The sequence below is a fragment of the Mesorhizobium sp. 2RAF21 genome (assembly GCF_052115345.1).
Lineage (GTDB): Bacteria > Pseudomonadota > Alphaproteobacteria > Rhizobiales > Rhizobiaceae > Mesorhizobium > Mesorhizobium terrae.
The window spans coordinates 116,125-132,902 of sequence record NZ_JBFRGM010000004.1 but is presented as its reverse complement, the minus strand read 5'-3'; the positions used below and the strand labels follow the sequence as shown (position 1 = coordinate 132,902).

At 62.9% G+C, this 16,778-nt stretch carries 18 protein-coding genes; 2 read left to right on the top strand and 16 right to left on the bottom strand.

From position 1 onward, the window contains the following. Positions 1–8 precede the first annotated feature (8 nt). The 16 genes from AB4136_RS08075 to AB4136_RS08000 form a co-directional block, all read right to left on the bottom strand. Positions 9–1,514 carry an NADH-quinone oxidoreductase subunit M gene (locus AB4136_RS08075; RefSeq protein WP_024924580.1) on the bottom strand — a complete coding sequence of 502 codons (1,506 nt, stop codon included), beginning with the start codon at positions 1,512–1,514 and terminating at the stop codon, positions 9–11. Further along, positions 1,514–3,505 (bottom strand): NADH-quinone oxidoreductase subunit L, encoded by a 1,992-nt coding sequence (gene nuoL, locus AB4136_RS08070; protein WP_024924579.1) that lies wholly within the window; start codon positions 3,503–3,505, stop codon positions 1,514–1,516. Before nuoL ends, AB4136_RS08075 begins: the two co-directional genes overlap by 1 nt. Positions 3,506–3,515: 10 nt before the next feature. Then, complete coding sequence (gene nuoK, locus AB4136_RS08065) at positions 3,516–3,824, bottom strand: NADH-quinone oxidoreductase subunit NuoK (RefSeq protein WP_024924578.1); 309 nt, start codon at positions 3,822–3,824, stop codon at positions 3,516–3,518. Position 3,825: 1 nt separating this feature from the next. Further along, positions 3,826–4,446 carry an NADH-quinone oxidoreductase subunit J gene (locus AB4136_RS08060; protein ID WP_024924577.1) on the bottom strand — a complete coding sequence of 207 codons (621 nt, stop codon included), beginning with the start codon at positions 4,444–4,446 and terminating at the stop codon, positions 3,826–3,828. Between the two features lie 130 nt (positions 4,447–4,576). Then, positions 4,577–5,068 (bottom strand): NADH-quinone oxidoreductase subunit NuoI, encoded by a 492-nt coding sequence (gene nuoI, locus AB4136_RS08055; protein WP_024924576.1) that lies wholly within the window; start codon positions 5,066–5,068, stop codon positions 4,577–4,579. A 4-nt stretch (positions 5,069–5,072) separates the two neighbouring features. Continuing rightward, complete coding sequence (locus tag AB4136_RS08050) at positions 5,073–5,303, bottom strand: hypothetical protein (RefSeq protein ID WP_024924575.1); 231 nt, start codon at positions 5,301–5,303, stop codon at positions 5,073–5,075. Beyond that, the gene (gene nuoH, locus AB4136_RS08045) at positions 5,303–6,346 is read right to left on the bottom strand and encodes an NADH-quinone oxidoreductase subunit NuoH (protein WP_024924574.1); all 1,044 of its coding nucleotides are present in this window, start codon (positions 6,344–6,346) and stop codon (positions 5,303–5,305) included. Before nuoH ends, AB4136_RS08050 begins: the two co-directional genes overlap by 1 nt. 3 nt (positions 6,347–6,349) lie before the next feature. Continuing rightward, a complete protein-coding gene (gene nuoG / locus AB4136_RS08040; protein WP_024924573.1) occupies positions 6,350–8,428 on the bottom strand; it encodes an NADH-quinone oxidoreductase subunit NuoG in 2,079 nt (692 codons plus the stop codon). Next, on the bottom strand, positions 8,428–8,709 hold the full coding sequence (locus AB4136_RS08035) for a pentapeptide repeat-containing protein (RefSeq protein WP_024924572.1): 282 nt from the start codon (positions 8,707–8,709) through the stop codon (positions 8,428–8,430). The genes nuoG and AB4136_RS08035 overlap by 1 nt, the downstream gene beginning before the upstream one ends. 19 nt (positions 8,710–8,728) lie before the next feature. Next, positions 8,729–9,451: an NADH-ubiquinone dehydrogenase gene (locus AB4136_RS08030; protein WP_024924571.1), complete on the bottom strand. Its 723-nt coding sequence runs from the start codon at positions 9,449–9,451 to the stop codon at positions 8,729–8,731. A 94-nt stretch (positions 9,452–9,545) separates the two neighbouring features. Continuing rightward, positions 9,546–10,850, bottom strand: coding sequence for an NADH-quinone oxidoreductase subunit NuoF (gene nuoF, locus AB4136_RS08025; RefSeq protein WP_024924570.1), 1,305 nt, complete (start codon positions 10,848–10,850; stop codon positions 9,546–9,548). A gap of 10 nt (positions 10,851–10,860) precedes the next feature. After that, the gene (gene nuoE, locus AB4136_RS08020; protein WP_024924569.1) at positions 10,861–11,982 is read right to left on the bottom strand and encodes an NADH-quinone oxidoreductase subunit NuoE; all 1,122 of its coding nucleotides are present in this window, start codon (positions 11,980–11,982) and stop codon (positions 10,861–10,863) included. After that, a complete protein-coding gene (locus tag AB4136_RS08015; protein ID WP_024924568.1) occupies positions 11,983–13,173 on the bottom strand; it encodes an NADH-quinone oxidoreductase subunit D in 1,191 nt (396 codons plus the stop codon). Positions 13,174–13,181: 8 nt separating this feature from the next. Further along, positions 13,182–13,787, bottom strand: a complete 606-nt coding sequence (locus tag AB4136_RS08010) for an NADH-quinone oxidoreductase subunit C (protein ID WP_024924567.1) — start codon at positions 13,785–13,787, stop codon at positions 13,182–13,184. Positions 13,788–13,793: 6 nt separating this feature from the next. Continuing rightward, the gene (locus AB4136_RS08005; protein ID WP_024924566.1) at positions 13,794–14,375 is read right to left on the bottom strand and encodes a NuoB/complex I 20 kDa subunit family protein; all 582 of its coding nucleotides are present in this window, start codon (positions 14,373–14,375) and stop codon (positions 13,794–13,796) included. After that, complete coding sequence (locus AB4136_RS08000) at positions 14,366–14,731, bottom strand: NADH-quinone oxidoreductase subunit A (RefSeq protein WP_024924565.1); 366 nt, start codon at positions 14,729–14,731, stop codon at positions 14,366–14,368. The genes AB4136_RS08005 and AB4136_RS08000 overlap by 10 nt, the downstream gene beginning before the upstream one ends. Before the next feature lie 331 nt (positions 14,732–15,062). Here AB4136_RS08000 and AB4136_RS07995 point away from each other — a divergent pair, with 331 nt between their 5' ends. Further along, positions 15,063–16,277: a winged helix-turn-helix domain-containing protein gene (locus tag AB4136_RS07995; protein ID WP_024924564.1), complete on the top strand. Its 1,215-nt coding sequence runs from the start codon at positions 15,063–15,065 to the stop codon at positions 16,275–16,277. 15 nt (positions 16,278–16,292) lie between these two features. Next, the gene (locus AB4136_RS07990) at positions 16,293–16,760 is read left to right on the top strand and encodes a GNAT family N-acetyltransferase (RefSeq protein WP_024924563.1); all 468 of its coding nucleotides are present in this window, start codon (positions 16,293–16,295) and stop codon (positions 16,758–16,760) included. Positions 16,761–16,778 lie beyond the last annotated feature (18 nt).

The window sequence follows — 16,778 nt, the reverse complement described above, 5'->3', positions numbered from 1 at the left end:
TGCTCTACTCAGTGCGCCGCCGCGGTCTGCGCGGAGCCGATGGATGCGGTGACGTTGGTGACGAGCGACTTGACCGAAGCGGCCGTCGCGTCGAAGACCGGCGCCGGGTAGACGCCGAAGAAGATGACCAGGATCACCAGCGGATAAAGGATCACCTTCTCGCGTGGCGACAGGTCGAGCATGCTCTTGAGGCTGTCCTTGGTCAGCGCGCCGAAGATGACGCGGCGGTAGAGCCACAGCGCATAGGCAGCCGACAGGATGACGCCCGTGGCGGCGAAGAACGCCACCCAGGTGTTCACCTTGAAGGCGCCAATCATGGTCAGGAATTCGCCGACAAAGCCTGAGGTGCCCGGCAGGCCGACATTGGCCATGGTGAAGATCAGGAACGCGGTGGCGTATTTCGGCATGTTGTTGACGAGGCCGCCATAGGCGGCGATCTCGCGGGTGTGCAGGCGGTCGTAGATGACGCCCACGCACAGGAACAGCGCGCCCGAGACCAGGCCGTGCGACAGCATCTGGAAGATGGCGCCCTGGATGCCTTCCTGGTTGAGGGCGAAGATGCCCATGGTGACGAAGCCCATATGCGCCACCGACGAATAAGCGATCAGCTTCTTGATGTCCTCCTGCATCAGCGCCACCAGCGAGGTGTAGATGATGGCGATGACCGAAAGCGTGAACACGAAGGGTGCGAAGAACTCGGACGCCAGCGGGAACATCGGCAGCGAGAAACGCAGGAAGCCGTAACCGCCCATCTTCAGGAGGATGGCGGCCAGGATGACGGAACCCGCTGTCGGCGCCTCGACGTGTGCGTCAGGCAACCAGGTGTGCACCGGCCACATCGGCATCTTCACCGCGAAGGAGGCGAAGAAGGCGAGCCATAGCCAAGTCTGCATGTTGGCTGGGAAGTTGTGTGTCAGCAGCGTCGGGATATCGGTGGTGCCCGCCTGCCAGAACATCGCCATGATGGCCAGAAGCATCAGCACCGAGCCGAGCAGCGTGTAGAGGAAGAACTTGAACGAGGCATATACGCGCCGCTTGCCGCCCCACACGCCGATGATGATGAACATCGGGATCAGGCCGGCCTCGAAGAAGACGTAGAACAGCACGATGTCCATTGCGCAGAACACGCCGACCATCAGCGTTTCCAGGATCAGGAACGCGATCATGTATTCCTTGACGCGCTTCTCCACCGAGGTCCACGACGCCAGGATGCAGAGCGGCATCAGGAAGGTCGTCAGGATGACGAACAGCATGGAAATGCCGTCGACGCCCATGTGGTAGGAGATGCCTGAATCCAGCCAGCCCATCTTTTCCACGAACTGGAAGCCGGTGCTCGACTTGTCGAAGTAGAACCAGATCGGCAGCGACACCAGGAAGGTGACGATCGTGGTCCACAGCGCGATGGCGCGCACGTTGCGGCGCCCCGCATCGCTGTCGTCACGAATGAACAGGATCAGCAGCGCGCCGACGAGCGGCAGGAAGGTGACCGTGGAGAGGATTGGCCAGGTCGACATCAGAGCATCATCCAGGTGACGAGTGCAGCAACGCCGATCAGCATGGCGAAGGCATAGTGATAGAGGTAGCCGGTCTGCAACTTGACCACGCGGTTGGTGACATCCACCACGCGGGCCGAGACGCCGTCGGGGCCGAGACCGTCGATGACGGCGCCGTCGCCCTTCTTCCACAGGAAGGTGCCGAGGCGCTTGGCCGGCCGCACGAACAGGAAGTCGTACAACTCGTCGAAGTACCACTTGTTGAGCAGGAAGGCATAGAGTCCGCGATGGCGCTGCGCCAGCGTCACCGGCATCTCGGGCGAAGAGATGTAGAACTTCCAGGAGACCAGGAAGCCGACCACCATGGCGACGAACGGCGCCAGCTTCACCCACACCGGCACGCCATGCATGTCGTGCAGGATATGGTTGTCGGGCAGCGTGAACAGCGAGCCCTTCCAGAATTCGGCATAGGCTTCGCCGATGAAGTAGTCGTGGAACAGGAAGCCAGCAGCCAGCGCGCCGGCCGCCAGGATGAACAGCGGCACTAGCATCACCGGCGGCGATTCATGGACATGGTGCATGACGTCGTGGCTGGCACGCGGCTTGCCGTGGAAGGTCATGAAGATCAGGCGCCAGGAGTAGAAAGAGGTGAAGCAGGCGGCGATCACCAGCAGCGCGAAAGCGAAGATCGCCATCGCATTGTGACCGACAAAGGCCGATTCGATGATGGCATCCTTGGAGAAGAAGCCGGCCGTGCCGATGACGGTCGCCGGGATGCCGACGCCGGTCAGCGCCAGCGTGCCGATCACCATCATCCAGTAGGTGGTGGGGATCAGCTTGCGGATGCCGCCCATCTTGCGCATGTCCTGCTCGTCCGACATCGCGTGGATGACCGAGCCGGAGCCCAGGAACAGCAGCGCCTTGAAGAAGGCGTGCGTGAACAGGTGGAAGATTGCCGCGCCATAGGCGCCAACACCGAGCGCCACGAACATGTAGCCGAGCTGTGAGCAGGTCGAATAGGCGATGACGCGCTTGATGTCGTTCTGCACCAGGCCGACGGTGGCCGCGAAGAAGGCGGTGATGGCGCCGACCAGCGTGACGACGGTAAGCGCGGTAGCCGACAGTTCGAACAGCGGCGACAGGCGCGCCAGCATGAACACGCCGGCGGTGACCATGGTGGCGGCATGGATCAGCGCCGAAACCGGCGTCGGGCCTTCCATGGCGTCCGGCAGCCAGGTGTGCAGCGGCACCTGCGCCGACTTGCCCATGGCGCCCATCAAGAGAAGCAGGCAGACGACGGTGAGCGCCGCACCCTTGTCCAGCGCATAGCCGAGGAAGGTCAGCACCGTTTCGCCATGCGCTGCAGCGGTGGCGGCGGCGTCATGGCCGGCCGGCGCGAAGGCGGCGGCATTGGCGAAGATGGTCGATAGGTTGACCGAGCCGAACAGCACATAGACGCCGAAGATGCCGAGCGCGAAACCGAAGTCGCCGACACGGTTGACGACGAACGCCTTGATGGCGGCGGCATTGGCCGACGGCTTCTTGTACCAGAAGCCGATCAGCAGATAGGACGCGAGACCAACGCCTTCCCAGCCGAAGAACATCTGGATCAAATTGTCCGACGTCACCAGCATCAGCATGGCGAAGGTGAACAACGAAAGGTAGGCGAAGAAGCGCGGCCGGTTCGGATCGTGGTGCATGTAGCCGATCGAATAGATGTGCACCAAGGCGGATACGGTGTTGACCACAACCAGCATGACGACAGTCAGCGTGTCGATCCGCAGCGCCCAGGCGGCGTCGACGCCGCCGGACTGAATCCAGCGCATGACCGGAACGGTGAAGGCTTCGCCCGAGCCCAGCGCGACCGTGAAGAAGGCCACCCAGGACAGAACCGCCGAGATCACCAGGAAACCAGAGGTGATGTATTCCGATGCCTTGGCGCCCAGCGAATTGCCGAACAGCCCGACGATCAGGAAGCCGATGAGGGGAAGAAAGACGATGGCTTGGTACATGATTGCCCCGTTAACCCTTCATCATGTTCACGTCTTCGACCGCGATCGAACCGCGGTTTCGGAAGAAGACGACCAGAATGGCAAGACCGATCGCCGCCTCGGCCGCCGCCACCGTCAACACGAACAGTGCGAAGACCTGGCCGACGAGGTCGCCCAGCGCCGCCGAGAAGGCGACGAAATTGATGTTCACCGCCAGCAGGATCAGTTCCACCGACATCAGGATGACGATGACGTTCTTGCGGTTCAGGAAAATGCCGAACACGCCGAGCGTGAACAGGATGGCCGAAAGGGTGAGGTAATGTCCGATGCCGACGGTCATCTCAGATACCCTTCCCCGTCTCGACTTTCTTGATTTCGATGGCGGTCGCCGGCGTGCGGGCGACCTGCTCCGCGATCGACTGCCGCTTGATGCCCGGCTTGTGGCGAAGCGTCAAAACGATCGCGCCGATCATGGCGACGAGCAGCACCAGGCCTGCGATCTCGAAGTAAAAGAGATAATTCGTATAGAGAATGTCGCCGAGTGCCGCCGTGTTGGTGCGGGTGGCAAGATCGGGCGTCTTCTGCGTGATGGTGGTGGCGAGCTGCGGCGCGAAGGTGTAGCCGCCCAGCACCACGATGAGCTCCGCCGCCAGGATCAGCCCGACGAGCGCGCCGATCGGCGCATATTGCAAGGCACCGCTTTTCAGTTCCGCGAAGTCGACGTCGAGCATCATGACGACGAACAGGAACAGCACCATGACCGCGCCGACATAGACGACCAGCAGGATCATCGCCAGGAACTCGGCGCCGGTGAGCAGGAACAGCCCAGCCGCGTTGAAGAACGTGAGGATGAGGAACAGCACCGAATGCACGGGGTTGCGCGACGAGATGACCATGAAGGCCGACGCCACAGCGATAAAGGCGAAGAGGTAGAAGAAGGCCGCCTCTAGTCCGTTCAGCATAGGGGTTCCCCCAGGTTCCTGTTGGGCAAGGCTGGCGCCCTGCTCCATTCTTTTCGGCCTCGCCCCGCCTCCGGTTGCGAAACCGCGTTGTCCTTAGACGAGCCGTTGCGGCGCGTCCATCTTTCAAAACTCACCGGTAAGGTGCGTCCAGTTCCATGTTGCGCGCGATCTCGCGCTCCCAACGGTCGCCGTTGGCGAGCAGCTTTTCCTTGTCGTAATAAAGCTCCTCGCGCGTCTCGGTCGCGAACTCGAAATTCGGCCCCTCGACGATGGCGTCCACCGGGCAGGCTTCCTGGCAGAAGCCGCAATAGATGCACTTCACCATGTCGATGTCGTAGCGCACGGTGCGGCGGGTGCCGTCATTGCGCCGCGGACCGGCCTCGATGGTGATGGCCTGCGCCGGGCAGATCGCTTCGCACAGCTTGCAGGCGATGCAGCGTTCCTCGCCGTTCGGATAACGCCGCAGCGCATGCTCGCCACGGAAGCGCGGGCTGATCGGCCCCTTCTCGTGCGGGTAGTTGATCGTCTCCTTCGGCGACACGAACTGGCGCATCGACAGGAAGAAGGCGCCGACGAAGTCCTTCAGAAGCAGTGCCTTGGCGGCCTGAGCAAGAGCGGACATGTTCCTATTCGCCTCCAAATAATGCCGGTCCGCCCTGCCAACCGATGAACACACCGCCGAGCGCGGCCAAGGCCGGTAGGATCCAGAAGTAGCGACGGAGCTGCTGTGCAGAAAGCCCGTGATTCATTCCTACATTCTCAAGCCACGTGGTTTTATGGAGCACCAACCAGATCAACAAAATTCCCAGTTCCAACCAGAAAACGGCAACGATCGCACCCAAAACATTCGGGGACATCACGCCCCCCCCGTGAGTTTCAGGAACGCGGCAGTCGCCACCACCATGAACAGCGAGATCGGCAGGAACACCTTCCAGCCCAGACGCATCAGCTGGTCGTAGCGGTAGCGCGGCACGAATGCCTTCACCATGGAGATGAAGAAGAACATCAGGCAGACCTTGAGGACGAACCAGATCACGCCCGGCACCCAGGTGAAGGGTGCGAAGTCGAACGGCGGCAGCCATCCGCCCAGGAACAGGATGGTGGCCAGCGCGCACATCAGCACGATGGCGACATACTCGCCCAGGAAGAACAGCAGGAACGGCGTCGACGAATATTCGACCATGTGGCCGGCGACGAGTTCCGATTCCGCCTCGACCAGGTCGAAGGGCGGCCTGTTCGTCTCGGCCAGCGCCGAAATGAAGAAGATCACGAACATCGGGAACAGTGCCAGCCAGTTCCAGTCGAGGAAGGTGTTGGGCAGGCCCAGACGGGTGCCGAGGCCATCATGTTGCGACAACACGATGTCGGTGAGGTTCAGCGAGCCGACGGTGAGCAGCACTGTGACGATGACGAAGCCGATGGAGACCTCGTAGGACACCATCTGCGCCGCCGAGCGCAACGCGCCGAGGAACGGGTATTTCGAGTTCGACGCCCAGCCGCCCATGATCACGCCATAGACTTCGAGCGAGGAGATGGCGAAGACGTAGAGGATGCCGACATTGATGTTGGCGATCGCCCAGCCATTGTTGACCGGGATCACCGCCCAGGCGGCGATGGCAAGCACCGCCGAGACCAGCGGAGCGAGCAGGAACACGCCCTTGTTGGCGCCGGACGGAATGATCGGTTCCTTGAAAACGAACTTGAACAGGTCGGCGAAGGCCTGCAGCGTGCCCCACGGACCGACGACGTTCGGGCCGCGACGCAGCTGCACCGCCGCCCAGATCTTGCGGTCGGCATAAAGGATGTAGGCCACGAAGATCAGAAGCACGACGATCAGCACGACCGACTTCAAGAGGATCAGCAGCGCCGGCAGCACGTAGAAGGAGAAGAAGCTGTCCATGGTTTATTCCGCTGCCTGCCTGAAGCCGTTCTTCGCGAGCGCCGAGCATTCGGCCATGACCGCGGAGGCCCGCGCGATCGGGTTCGTCATGTAGAAGTCCTTCACCGGCGAGGTGAAGGCCGCCTTGTTGAGGCGGCCGCCGAGCTTTGCCACCTTGGTGACGTCGCCCGCTTCGCCTGCCGCGATCTGGTCGACGCGGGCAAGGTGCGGATGCTCGCCATAGAGCTTCTGCCGGAGCTGCGCCAGCGAATCGAACGGCAGCTTCTTGCCCAACACGTCCGACAATGCGCGCAGGATCGCCCAGTCCTCGCGGGCATCGCCCGGCGCGAAACCGGCGCGGTTGGTCTGCTGCACCCGGCCTTCGGTGTTGACGTAGGTGCCCGACTTTTCAGTGTAGGCCGCCGCCGGCAAGATGACATCGGCGCGGTGGGCGCCGGCATCGCCATGCGTGCCAATATAGACGACGAAACCGGAAGCCTTCGCCAGATCGAGTTCGTCGGCGCCGAGCAGAAACAGCACTTCGCTGTCGCTCAAGATGCCGGCGGTGTCCTTGCCGCCCTCGCCCGGCACGAAGCCGATGTCGAGGCCGCCGACGCGGGCAGCCGCGGTGTGCAGCACCGCAAAGCCGTTCCAGCCATCCTTCACGGCACCGACAGCCTGCGCCAGCTTGGCCGCCTGGCCGAGCACGGCAGCGCCATCCGAACGCGACAGCGCACCCTGGCCGACGATGATGAGCGGGTGTTCGGCCTTCTTCAGCGCCTGGAAGAATTTGCCATTGCCCTCGGCCAGATCCTTCAGCGTGTCTGGACCGGCGCCCAGCGCCTCATAGTCGTAGCGTGTGTCGCCGACCTCGCCGATCACGCCGACCGGCATATTGCCGGCGCGCCAGCGCTTGCGGATGCGAGCATTCAGCACCGAAGCTTCGAAGCGCGGATTGGTGCCGATGATCAGCACGGCGTCGGCGTGTTCGATGCCTTCGATGGTCGGGTTGAAGATGTAGCTGGCCCGGCCGAGCGACGGGTCGAGCGCTGCGCCATCCTGGCGACAGTCGATGCCAGCGGAACCCAGCGACTGCACGAGCTGCTTCAGCGCATACATTTCCTCGACAGCCGCCAGATCGCCGGCGATGGCGCCGATCTTCTCCGGTGCAGCCTTGGCGACGACATCTTTCACTGCTGCGAACGCCTCGGCCCAACTGGCGGGAGCCAGCTTGCCGTTCTTGCGCACATAGGGCCGGTCGAGGCGCTGCGTGCGCAGGCCGTCCCAGATGTAGCGGGTCTTGTCGGAAATCCACTCCTCGTTCACCGCTTCGTTGACGCGCGGCAGGATGCGCATGACCTCACGCCCACGGCTGTCGACGCGGATCGCCGAGCCGACCGCGTCCATGACGTCGATCGATTCGGTCTTGGTCAGTTCCCACGGCCGCGCCGTAAAGGCGAAGGGCTTTGAGGTCAGCGCGCCGACCGGGCAGAGGTCAACGACGTTGCCCTGCAGTTCCGACGTCATCGCCTGTTCGAGATAGGTGGTGATCTCGGCATCCTCGCCGCGGCCGATCAGACCGAGCTCGGAAATGCCGGCGACTTCGGTGGTGAAGCGGACGCAACGCGTGCAGTGGATGCAGCGGTTCATCACCGTCTTCACCAGCGGGCCGATATATTTGTCCTCGACCGCGCGCTTGTTTTCGTGGAAGCGCGAGGAATCGACACCGAAGGCCATCGCCTGATCCTGCAGGTCGCACTCGCCGCCCTGGTCGCAGATCGGGCAATCGAGCGGATGGTTGATGAGCAGGAACTCCATCACGCCTTCGCGCGCCTTCTTGACCATGGGCGAATTGGTCAGCATTTCCGGCGGCTCGCCATTCGGGCCGGGGCGCAGGTCGCGCACGCCCATGGCGCAGGAAGCCTGCGGCTTGGGCGGGCCGCCCTTCACCTCGACGAGACACATGCGGCAGTTGCCGGCGATCGACAGCCGCTCATGGAAACAGAAGCGCGGCACTTCCGCGCCCGCCGCTTCCGCCGCCTGCAGCAGCGTGTAGTGGTCGGGTACCTCGATGTCTTTGCCGTCGACCTTGAGCTTTGCCATCAATTGCTCCCGGCGTCTTTCGCCGTCTTATATGCCGCGAACAGATCAACGACGCTGACGCCGTTGATCTCCATTCCGGCGATCTGCGCATTTTCGATCTTTACGTTGCTCATGTTCACATCGGTGAACAACGTATTGGAAAGATTGACGTCTTCCACCCTGGCGTTGGCCAGGTTGACGTTGTGAAACTGCGTGTTCGACATGTTGACGTCGTCGAAGCACGAATTGGTGACGACGGCGCCGCGAACGTCGAGCACATCGCGCATGTCATGGACTTGCATCGCCGTCGCCTCCCTTCGCTCAATCGTTCGTCTTGGCGGCCAGAGCCGCCGCTTGCATCAGCCAGCCGTCGCGTTCGACGCGGCCCTTGAAGCCCAGATAGTCGTCAACCCAGGCGACCTCGGCCGACGTCCAGCCGGCGATCTGCGCATAGGTCCAGACGCCCTGGCCGTTCAGCACCTTTTCCAGCTTCGGGCCGATGCCGGTGATCGCCTTGAGGTCGTCTGGCGTCGCAGGCTTGTCGACAGCTGCCGGCTTGCGGAAATCCTCCGGCATCACGGCGACCGTCGGCGCAACGGGAGCCGGCACTTCGGCAACCGCGATCTCGGCGGGTGGCGCTTCCTGGATAGGCTCGGCTATCGGTTCGGCAATTTTCTCGGCAACCGACTGCGCTTCGGCGATCAGCTTTTTGGTGGTGGCGCGTGCCCTCGCCGCGGGAGCCTTGGCGGCCGTATCTGCGCCCTCGCCGGCAAAACTTTCGACACTGCCCGGGAAATCGTCCAGAACCGGCTGCAGCAGGCGTTGCGAAACCTCGGCCGCGCCGGTCAGCGCGCCAACCCACAGTCCGAAGGCATGGCTGGCCAGGCCGACGCCGAGCGCCGACATCGCTGCGGCTCCGGCGACCGGATGCGCGAACAGATTGACGGCGTTGGCCATCTCCTGCGGCATCAATTTGGTCAGCTCTTGGTTCATGGTCTCGAAATCGTTCACGTCAGGCACTTCGCGATCGGGGGTGGGAAACATCGATGGCCTCCTAAGCCGCTTCGTTCCGTATGCCCTGCTCTTGCTGCCGTTTCCTGTTCAGCAGGGCTTGCGCCCCTGTTCTCTCATTGTCTTGTTACTCTGCCGCGACGAGAACCGGCTCGGCGCGATGCGCATTGCGGGTGAATTCGTCGATGCGCCGCTCGATCTCCGGGCGGAAATTGCGGATCAGGCCCTGGATCGGCCATGCGGCCGCGTCGCCCAGCGCACAGATGGTGTGGCCCTCGATCTGCTTGGTGACGTCGAGCAGCATGTCGATCTCGCGCTTCTGCGCCTCGCCGCGCACCAGCCGCTCCATGACGCGCCACATCCAGCCGGTGCCCTCGCGGCACGGCGTGCACTGGCCGCAGCTTTCGTGCTTGAAGAAATAAGCGAGCCTGGCGATCGCCTTCACGACGTCGGTCGACTTGTCCATGACGATGACGGCGGCGGTGCCGAAGGACGACTTCTTCTCGCGCATGCCGTCGAAATCCATGATGGCATCGGCCATGTCCTCGCCCTTGATCACGGGGCAGGACGCGCCGCCGGGGATGACGGCCAGCAGATTGTCCCAACCGCCGCGGACGCCGCCGCCGTGCTTTTCCACCAGTTCGCGGAAGGTGATGCCCATCGCTTCTTCGACGGTGCACGGCGTGTTGACGTGGCCGACCAGCATGAACAGCTTGGTGCCGACATTGTTGGGACGGCCGATGGACGAAAACCAGGCAGCGCCGCGACGCAGGATGGTCGGCGCCACCGCGATCGATTCGACGTTGTTGACCGTGGTCGGGCAGCCATAGAGGCCGACATTGGCCGGGAATGGCGGCTTCAGGCGCGGCTGGCCTTTCTTGCCTTCCAGGCTTTCGAGCAGCGCGGTTTCCTCGCCGCAGATATAGGCGCCGGCGCCGTGATGGACGTAGATGTCGAAATCGTAGCCGTTCTTGTTGCCCTTGCCGATCAGCTTGGCCTCGTAGGCCTCGTCGATGGCGCGCTGCAGCGCCTCGCGCTCGCGGATAAACTCGCCGCGCACATAGATGTAGGCGGCGACCGCGCCCATGGCGAAGCCGGCAAGCAGGCAGCCTTCGACCAGCGTGTGCGGGTCATGGCGCAGGATATCGCGGTCCTTGCAGGTGCCGGGCTCGGATTCGTCGGCGTTGACGACCAGATAGCTCGGCCGGCCATCACTCTGCTTGGGCATGAACGACCATTTGAGACCCGTCGGGAAGCCGGCGCCGCCGCGACCGCGCAGGCCCGACGCCTTCATCTCGTTGATGATCCAGTCACGGCCTTTCTCGATCAGGCCCTTGGTTCCATCCCAGGCGCCGCGCGACATCGCGCCGGCCAGCGACTGGTCGAAGCGACCATAGATGTTGGTGAAGATGCGGTCCTTGTCCTGAAGCATTGATCGTCCCTCAGACCGGTTTCTTGCCGAACACGCGGATGTATTCCTCGACCCCGCCCTTGGCGAGCGCCTTGGCCTGCTTCACCCAATCCTCGCGCTCGATGCGGCCGTGGAAGGCAAGATAGCCGTCGACCCATACGCGTTCGGCCTTCTTCCAGGACGCGACCTGGGCGTAGGTGAAGATACCCAATTCATGCAGCGTCGCCTCGATCTTCGGCCCGACGCCGGAGATGAGCTGGAGGTCGTCCACCGCAGTCGGCTTCTCGATGCCCTTCGGCCGATCCTTGTGATCGAGCGAGGGCTTGGCCGGCGCGGCTGCTTTTTTCGGTGCCGCAGCCGCAGCCTCGGTCTTCTTCGCGACGGGCTTTGCTTCGGCCTTCGCCTTGGCGGGAGCCTTCGGCACGGCTGCGACCTTCGCCGGCTCGGCCACCTTGGCTGGCTCGGCGGCAACGGCCGGTGCTTCCTTGGCGGCTTTCGCGGCCGCCTTGGCTTCCTTGTCGCGTGTCGTCTTGAGGATGGCCTTCTCGTCAGCCAGCGCGGAGAAGCCGCTGATCGGCGCCGAGAATATACGGCCGTTCTGCGGGCCGACCGGCACATCCGCGCCCTTGCCCGCTTCGAAGGCGTCGATGATCTCGGCCAGACGTTCCGGCGTCAGATCCTCATAGGTATCCTTGAAGATCATGACCATCGGCGCGTTGACGCAAGCGCCGAGGCATTCGACCTCTTCCCACGACAGCGTGCCGGTTTCATTGGTGTGGAACTGGTCGTGATGGATCTTGGAACGGCAGACGTCCATCAGCTCTTCCGAGCCGCGCAGCATGCAGGGCGTGGTGCCGCAAACTTGGATGTGGGCACGCGTGCCGACCGGCTTCAGCTGATACTGCGTGTAGAAGGTGGCGACTTCCAGCCCGCGAATGAAGGGCATGCCCAGCATCTCGCAGATCGATTCGATCGCGGCCTTGGTGACCCAGCCTTCCTGCTCCTGCGCAATCATCAGGAGCGGGATGATCGCCGACTGCTCGCGGCCCTTCGGATATTTGGCGATCCACTTCTTGGCCGACGCCGCATTCGCCCTGTTGAAGGCGAAGGAAGCTGGCTGGACGCTGGCATCTGCGAGACGACGGACTGACATTTAGCGATCGACCTCACCAAACACGATGTCGAGGGAGCCGAGGATGGCGGTGACATCGGCCAGCATGTGGCCGCGACACAGGAAATCCATGGCCTGCAGATGCGCGAAACCGGGCGCGCGCAGCTTGCAGCGGTAGGGTTTGTTGGTGCCGTCGGAGACCAGGTAGACGCCGAACTCGCCCTTGGGCGCTTCGACGGCCGCATAGACCTCGCCGGCCGGCACGCGATAACCTTCGGTGTAAAGCTTGAAGTGATGGATGAGCGCTTCCATCGAGCGCTTCATCTCGCCACGCTTCGGTGGCACCACCTTGCCGTCGACATTCGACACCGGACCGGTGCTTTCCTTGCCGAGCAGAAGGTCGATACACTGGCGCATGATCCTGGCCGACTGGCGCATCTCTTCCATGCGGATGAGGTAGCGGTCGTAGCAGTCGCCGTTCTTGCCGATCGGAATATCGAAGTCGAGCTCCGAATAGCACTCGTAGGGCTGCGACTTGCGCAGGTCCCACGCAGCGCCCGAGCCACGCACCATCACGCCGGAGAAACCCCAGGCCCAGGCATCGGCCAGCGACACCACGCCAATGTCGGCGTTGCGCTGCTTGAAGATGCGGTTGGGGGTGAGCAGCGCGTCAAGGTCGTCGATCGACTTCAGGAACGGGTCGATCCACTTGCCGATGTCTTCGATCAGCTTGGTCGGCAGGTCCTGATGCACGCCGCCCGGACGGAAATAGGCGGCATGCATGCGCGAGCCGGAGGCGCGTTCATAGAACACCATCAGCTTCTCGCGCTCGACGAAGCCCCACAGCGGCGGGGTGAGCGCGCCAACGTCCATGGCCTGCGTCGTCACATTGAGGATGTGCGACATGATGCGGCCGATTTCGGAAAACAGCACGCGGATCAGCTGGCCGCGCTTCGGCACTTCGATACCGAGCAGCTTCTCGGCGGCGAGCGCGAAGGCATGCTCCTGGTTCATCGGCGCGCAATAGTCGAGCCGGTCGAGATAGGGCACGGCCTGCAGATAGGTCTTCTGCTCGATCAGCTTCTCGGTGCCGCGATGAAGCAGGCCGATATGCGGATCGACGCGGTCGACCACTTCACCGTCCAGCTCCAGCACGAGGCGCAGAACGCCGTGCGCGGCCGGATGCTGCGGACCGAAGTTGATGTTGAAATTGCGGACGGAGGTCTCGGCCATGGGGCGCCTCAGTTCGTCTTGGCTTTTTCATCACCCGGCAGCACGTAGTCCGTGCCTTCCCAGGGAGACAAAAAGTCAAAATTGCGGAATTCCTGCTTGAGCTCGACCGGCTCGTAGATCACCCGCTTGGCTTCGTCGTCGTAGCGAACCTCGACGAAACCGGTGAGCGGAAAATCCTTGCGCAGCGGATGGCCCTCGAACCCGTAGTCGGTGAGGATGCGGCGCAGGTCCGGATGGCCGGAGAACAGAACGCCGTAGAGATCGTAGGTCTCGCGCTCGAACCAGTCGGCACCCGGCCACACGCCGGTGACCGACGGTACCATCGTCTCCTCGTCGGCAAGGACCTTCAGGCGCACGCGCAGGTTCTGCTTCGGCGAAAGCAGGTGATAGACAACGTCGAAGCGTTGTGCCCGCGACGGGTAATCGGCACCGGACACGTCGATGAACGAGATGAACTGGCACTTGGTGTCGTCGCGCAGGAAGGTCGCCGCCTTGACGACGTCGGCGGCGTTGACCGTCACGGTCAGCTCGCCATAGGCGATCACGCTGTCGGTCACCGTGGCGCCGAGCTTGTCCTTGATATGGGCGGCAAGGTCGTTGAGGGCTTCACTCATGATCGATCACCGCTCGATGGTGCCGGTGCGGCGGATCTTCTTCTGCAGAAGAAGCAGGCCGTAGAGCAGCGCCTCGGCGGTCGGCGGGCAGCCAGGCACATAGATGTCGACCGGCACCACGCGGTCGCAACCGCGCACCACCGAATAGGAATAGTGATAATAGCCGCCGCCATTGGCGCAGGAGCCCATCGAGATGACGTAGCGCGGCTCCGGCATCTGGTCGTAGACCTTGCGCAGCGCGGGCGCCATCTTGTTGGTCAGCGTGCCGGCGACGATCATCACGTCGGACTGGCGCGGAGACGCGCGCGGCGCGATGCCGAAACGCTCGCTGTCATAGCGCGGCATGGCGCTGTGGATCATCTCCACCGCGCAGCAGGCCAGGCCGAAGGTCATGTACATGAGCGAGCCGGTGCGCGCCCAGGTGATCAGCGCCTCGCTGGAGGTGACCAGGAAACCCTTGTCGGCGAGCTCATTGTTGATCTCGAGGAAAAAGGGATCGTTGGACCCGAGCGGCTTGCCCGTGTTCGGGTCGAGAATGCCCTTCGGCCGCGGCGCGACGAGCGTGCCGGAATTGTCGTTCAATCCCATTCCAGCGCTCCTTTCTTCCATTCATAAGCAAAGCCGATGGTCAGCACACCCAGGAAAACCATCATCGACCAGAAGCCGAGCATGCCGATCTGACCGAATGACACCGCCCAGGGGAACAGGAAGGCCACTTCCAGGTCAAAGATGATGAACAGGATCGACACCAGATAGAAGCGGATGTCGAACTTCATGCGGGCGTCGTCGAAGGAATTGAAACCGCATTCGTAAGCCGACAGCTTTTCCGGGTCGGGATTGCGGTAGGCGACAAGGAAAGGCGCCACGATAAGGGCAAGGCCGACGATCAGCGCCACACCGATGAAGAGGACGATGGGCAGATACGAACTGAGGAGTGCGTTCATGCTGCGACTTTCCGTTGGTGGCTTATCCACCTGATACAGCACAAGACCTTAGGGCGGAAGCGCGCGTGTTCAACGGCTAAACCGTTTTACGGGGCCCATGCTGCAATGCGGCGACGGTTAGCGCAGCGCTCCCGGCGAAGCAAGTCAAACCTTGTCCAAAATGCGGCTGTGGACGCTTGATCCGGGAAAACTGGTCCGATCGGCTCCTATTTGATTTCCTTCACTTTTTACTCCACTTTTCTCTCCTGACAGGATTGGCGCCGAAACCCTGCTAGCATGGGTGGAATCGCCGCCCTTGGCGGCCAGCTCGAACCGCCAGAATGCCGTCAGGATGAAAGACAAGATCTCGCTCAAGACCGCGCGTCGCATCGCCCTGGCGGCGCAGGGTTTCGCCGACCCGCGACCAAGTACCACGCCCGACCGCCGCCATCTCGGCCGCGTGCTTTCCCGCACCGGTCTGTTGCAGATTGATTCTGTCAGCGCGGTGGTGCGCGCCCACTACATGCCGCTCTATTCGCGCCTCGGCGCCTATCCGATGTCGCTGCTCGACGAAGCCATGGCGCCGGGCCGCAAGCGCGCGCTGTTCGAATATTGGGCGCACGAGGCCTCGCTCTTGCCGATCGAGACCTATCCCTTGATGCGCTGGCGCATGGAGCGAGCCGAACGCGGCGAGGAAATGTATACCGGCCTTGCCAAATGGGGCTGCCAGAACGCCAACCTCATCGACGAGATCTTTCGCGAGGTCGAAACGCGCGGACCGATCGCCGCCTCGGAAATCGAAGGCCACAAGGGCAATGGCGGCTGGTGGGGCTGGAGCGCGGCCAAGCATGCCTTCGAATGGCTGTTCTGGGCCGGCCGCATCACCACCCATTCGCGCCGCGGCTTCGAGCGCCTCTACGACCTGCCCGAGCGCGTGCTGCCACAGGCCGTGCGCGACCTGCCCGTCCCCTCGCCCGAGGACGCGCACCGCGAACTGTTGCGCATGTCTGCCCGCGCTCATGGCGTCGCCACCTATGCCTGCCTGCGCGATTATTTCCGCCTTGCCCCGGAGGACACAAAGGCGCGGCTGGAGGAACTGGTCGAGGACGGCGAACTGATCCCGGTGCGCGTCGAGGGTTGGGACAAACCGGCCTATCTGCACAAGGACGCCCGCCAGCCGCGCAAGGTGGAAGCGCGCGCGCTGCTCGCTCCGTTCGATCCGTTGGTGTTCGAGCGCAGCCGCGCCGAGAACCTGTTCGACTTCCGCTATCGCATCGAGATCTACACGCCGGCCGAAAAGCGGCAATACGGCTATTACGTGCTGCCTTTCCTCCATGAAGAGAAGATCGTCGGCCGCATCGACGTGAAGGCGGATCGGCCAGCCGGTGTGCTGCGCGTGCATGCCGCCTATGCCGAGCCGCACGCGCCGGCCAACACCGCCGAGGCACTGTTCGAGGAATTGAAGCAGATGCAGGGCTGGCTCGGCCTGGAACGCATCGAGGTCACGCCGGCCGGCGATCTCGGCCCTGCCCTGGCCGATGTGGCAGGAATGGCCAAAGCCGCCTGAGGAGAGAATACCCGAATGCCGCACGAACCCGCTTTGCAATTCCGGGCAGCGACGATGGACGATGTCGCGCTGGTTCGCGACATCGTGCGCGCGGCCTATTCGAAGTGGATTCCCGTGATCGGCCGCGAGCCAAGCCCGATGAAGGCTGACTACGATGAGGTGCTGCGGAAGCACCAATTCACCCTTCTCCATGAAGGTCCTAAGGTTGCCGGACTAATTGAGACGACGCTGGAAGACGATCATTTGTGGATCGAGAATGTCTGCGTGCTGCCCGCCCATCAGGGCAAAGGGTTCGGCAAGACGCTGCTTCGCTACGCCGAGGAGATGGCGGTTGAGGCCGGCCGCAAGGAAATCCAATTGCTGACCAATGCCGCCTTCGAGGCCAACATCGCCCTCTATGAGCGGCTCGGCTACATCATCACCGGACGCGAAGCCTATATGGAAGGCACGACGGTCTACATGAAGAAGCGGCTTGAAGCGTAGTGCCGACGTCAACCCACC

Bases quoted from the DNA above. Each gene is read 5' to 3' on its own strand.
- AB4136_RS08075 (WP_024924580.1), bottom strand. From the start codon at position 1,514: ATGTCGACCTGGCCAATCCTCTCCACGGTCACCTTCCTGCCGCTCGTC.
- nuoL (WP_024924579.1), bottom strand. From the start codon at position 3,505: ATGTACCAAGCCATCGTCTTTCTTCCCCTCATCGGCTTCCTGATCGTC.
- nuoK (WP_024924578.1), bottom strand. From the start codon at position 3,824: ATGACCGTCGGCATCGGACATTACCTCACCCTTTCGGCCATCCTGTTC.
- AB4136_RS08060 (WP_024924577.1), bottom strand. From the start codon at position 4,446: ATGCTGAACGGACTAGAGGCGGCCTTCTTCTACCTCTTCGCCTTTATC.
- nuoI (WP_024924576.1), bottom strand. From the start codon at position 5,068: ATGTCCGCTCTTGCTCAGGCCGCCAAGGCACTGCTTCTGAAGGACTTC.
- AB4136_RS08050 (WP_024924575.1), bottom strand. From the start codon at position 5,303: ATGTCCCCGAATGTTTTGGGTGCGATCGTTGCCGTTTTCTGGTTGGAA.
- nuoH (WP_024924574.1), bottom strand. From the start codon at position 6,346: ATGGACAGCTTCTTCTCCTTCTACGTGCTGCCGGCGCTGCTGATCCTC.
- nuoG (WP_024924573.1), bottom strand. From the start codon at position 8,428: ATGGCAAAGCTCAAGGTCGACGGCAAAGACATCGAGGTACCCGACCAC.
- AB4136_RS08035 (WP_024924572.1), bottom strand. From the start codon at position 8,709: ATGCAAGTCCATGACATGCGCGATGTGCTCGACGTTCGCGGCGCCGTC.
- AB4136_RS08030 (WP_024924571.1), bottom strand. From the start codon at position 9,451: ATGTTTCCCACCCCCGATCGCGAAGTGCCTGACGTGAACGATTTCGAG.
- nuoF (WP_024924570.1), bottom strand. From the start codon at position 10,850: ATGCTTCAGGACAAGGACCGCATCTTCACCAACATCTATGGTCGCTTC.
- nuoE (WP_024924569.1), bottom strand. From the start codon at position 11,982: ATGTCAGTCCGTCGTCTCGCAGATGCCAGCGTCCAGCCAGCTTCCTTC.
- AB4136_RS08015 (WP_024924568.1), bottom strand. From the start codon at position 13,173: ATGGCCGAGACCTCCGTCCGCAATTTCAACATCAACTTCGGTCCGCAG.
- AB4136_RS08010 (WP_024924567.1), bottom strand. From the start codon at position 13,787: ATGAGTGAAGCCCTCAACGACCTTGCCGCCCATATCAAGGACAAGCTC.
- AB4136_RS08005 (WP_024924566.1), bottom strand. From the start codon at position 14,375: ATGGGATTGAACGACAATTCCGGCACGCTCGTCGCGCCGCGGCCGAAG.
- AB4136_RS08000 (WP_024924565.1), bottom strand. From the start codon at position 14,731: ATGAACGCACTCCTCAGTTCGTATCTGCCCATCGTCCTCTTCATCGGT.
- AB4136_RS07995 (WP_024924564.1), top strand. From the start codon at position 15,063: ATGAAAGACAAGATCTCGCTCAAGACCGCGCGTCGCATCGCCCTGGCG.
- AB4136_RS07990 (WP_024924563.1), top strand. From the start codon at position 16,293: ATGCCGCACGAACCCGCTTTGCAATTCCGGGCAGCGACGATGGACGAT.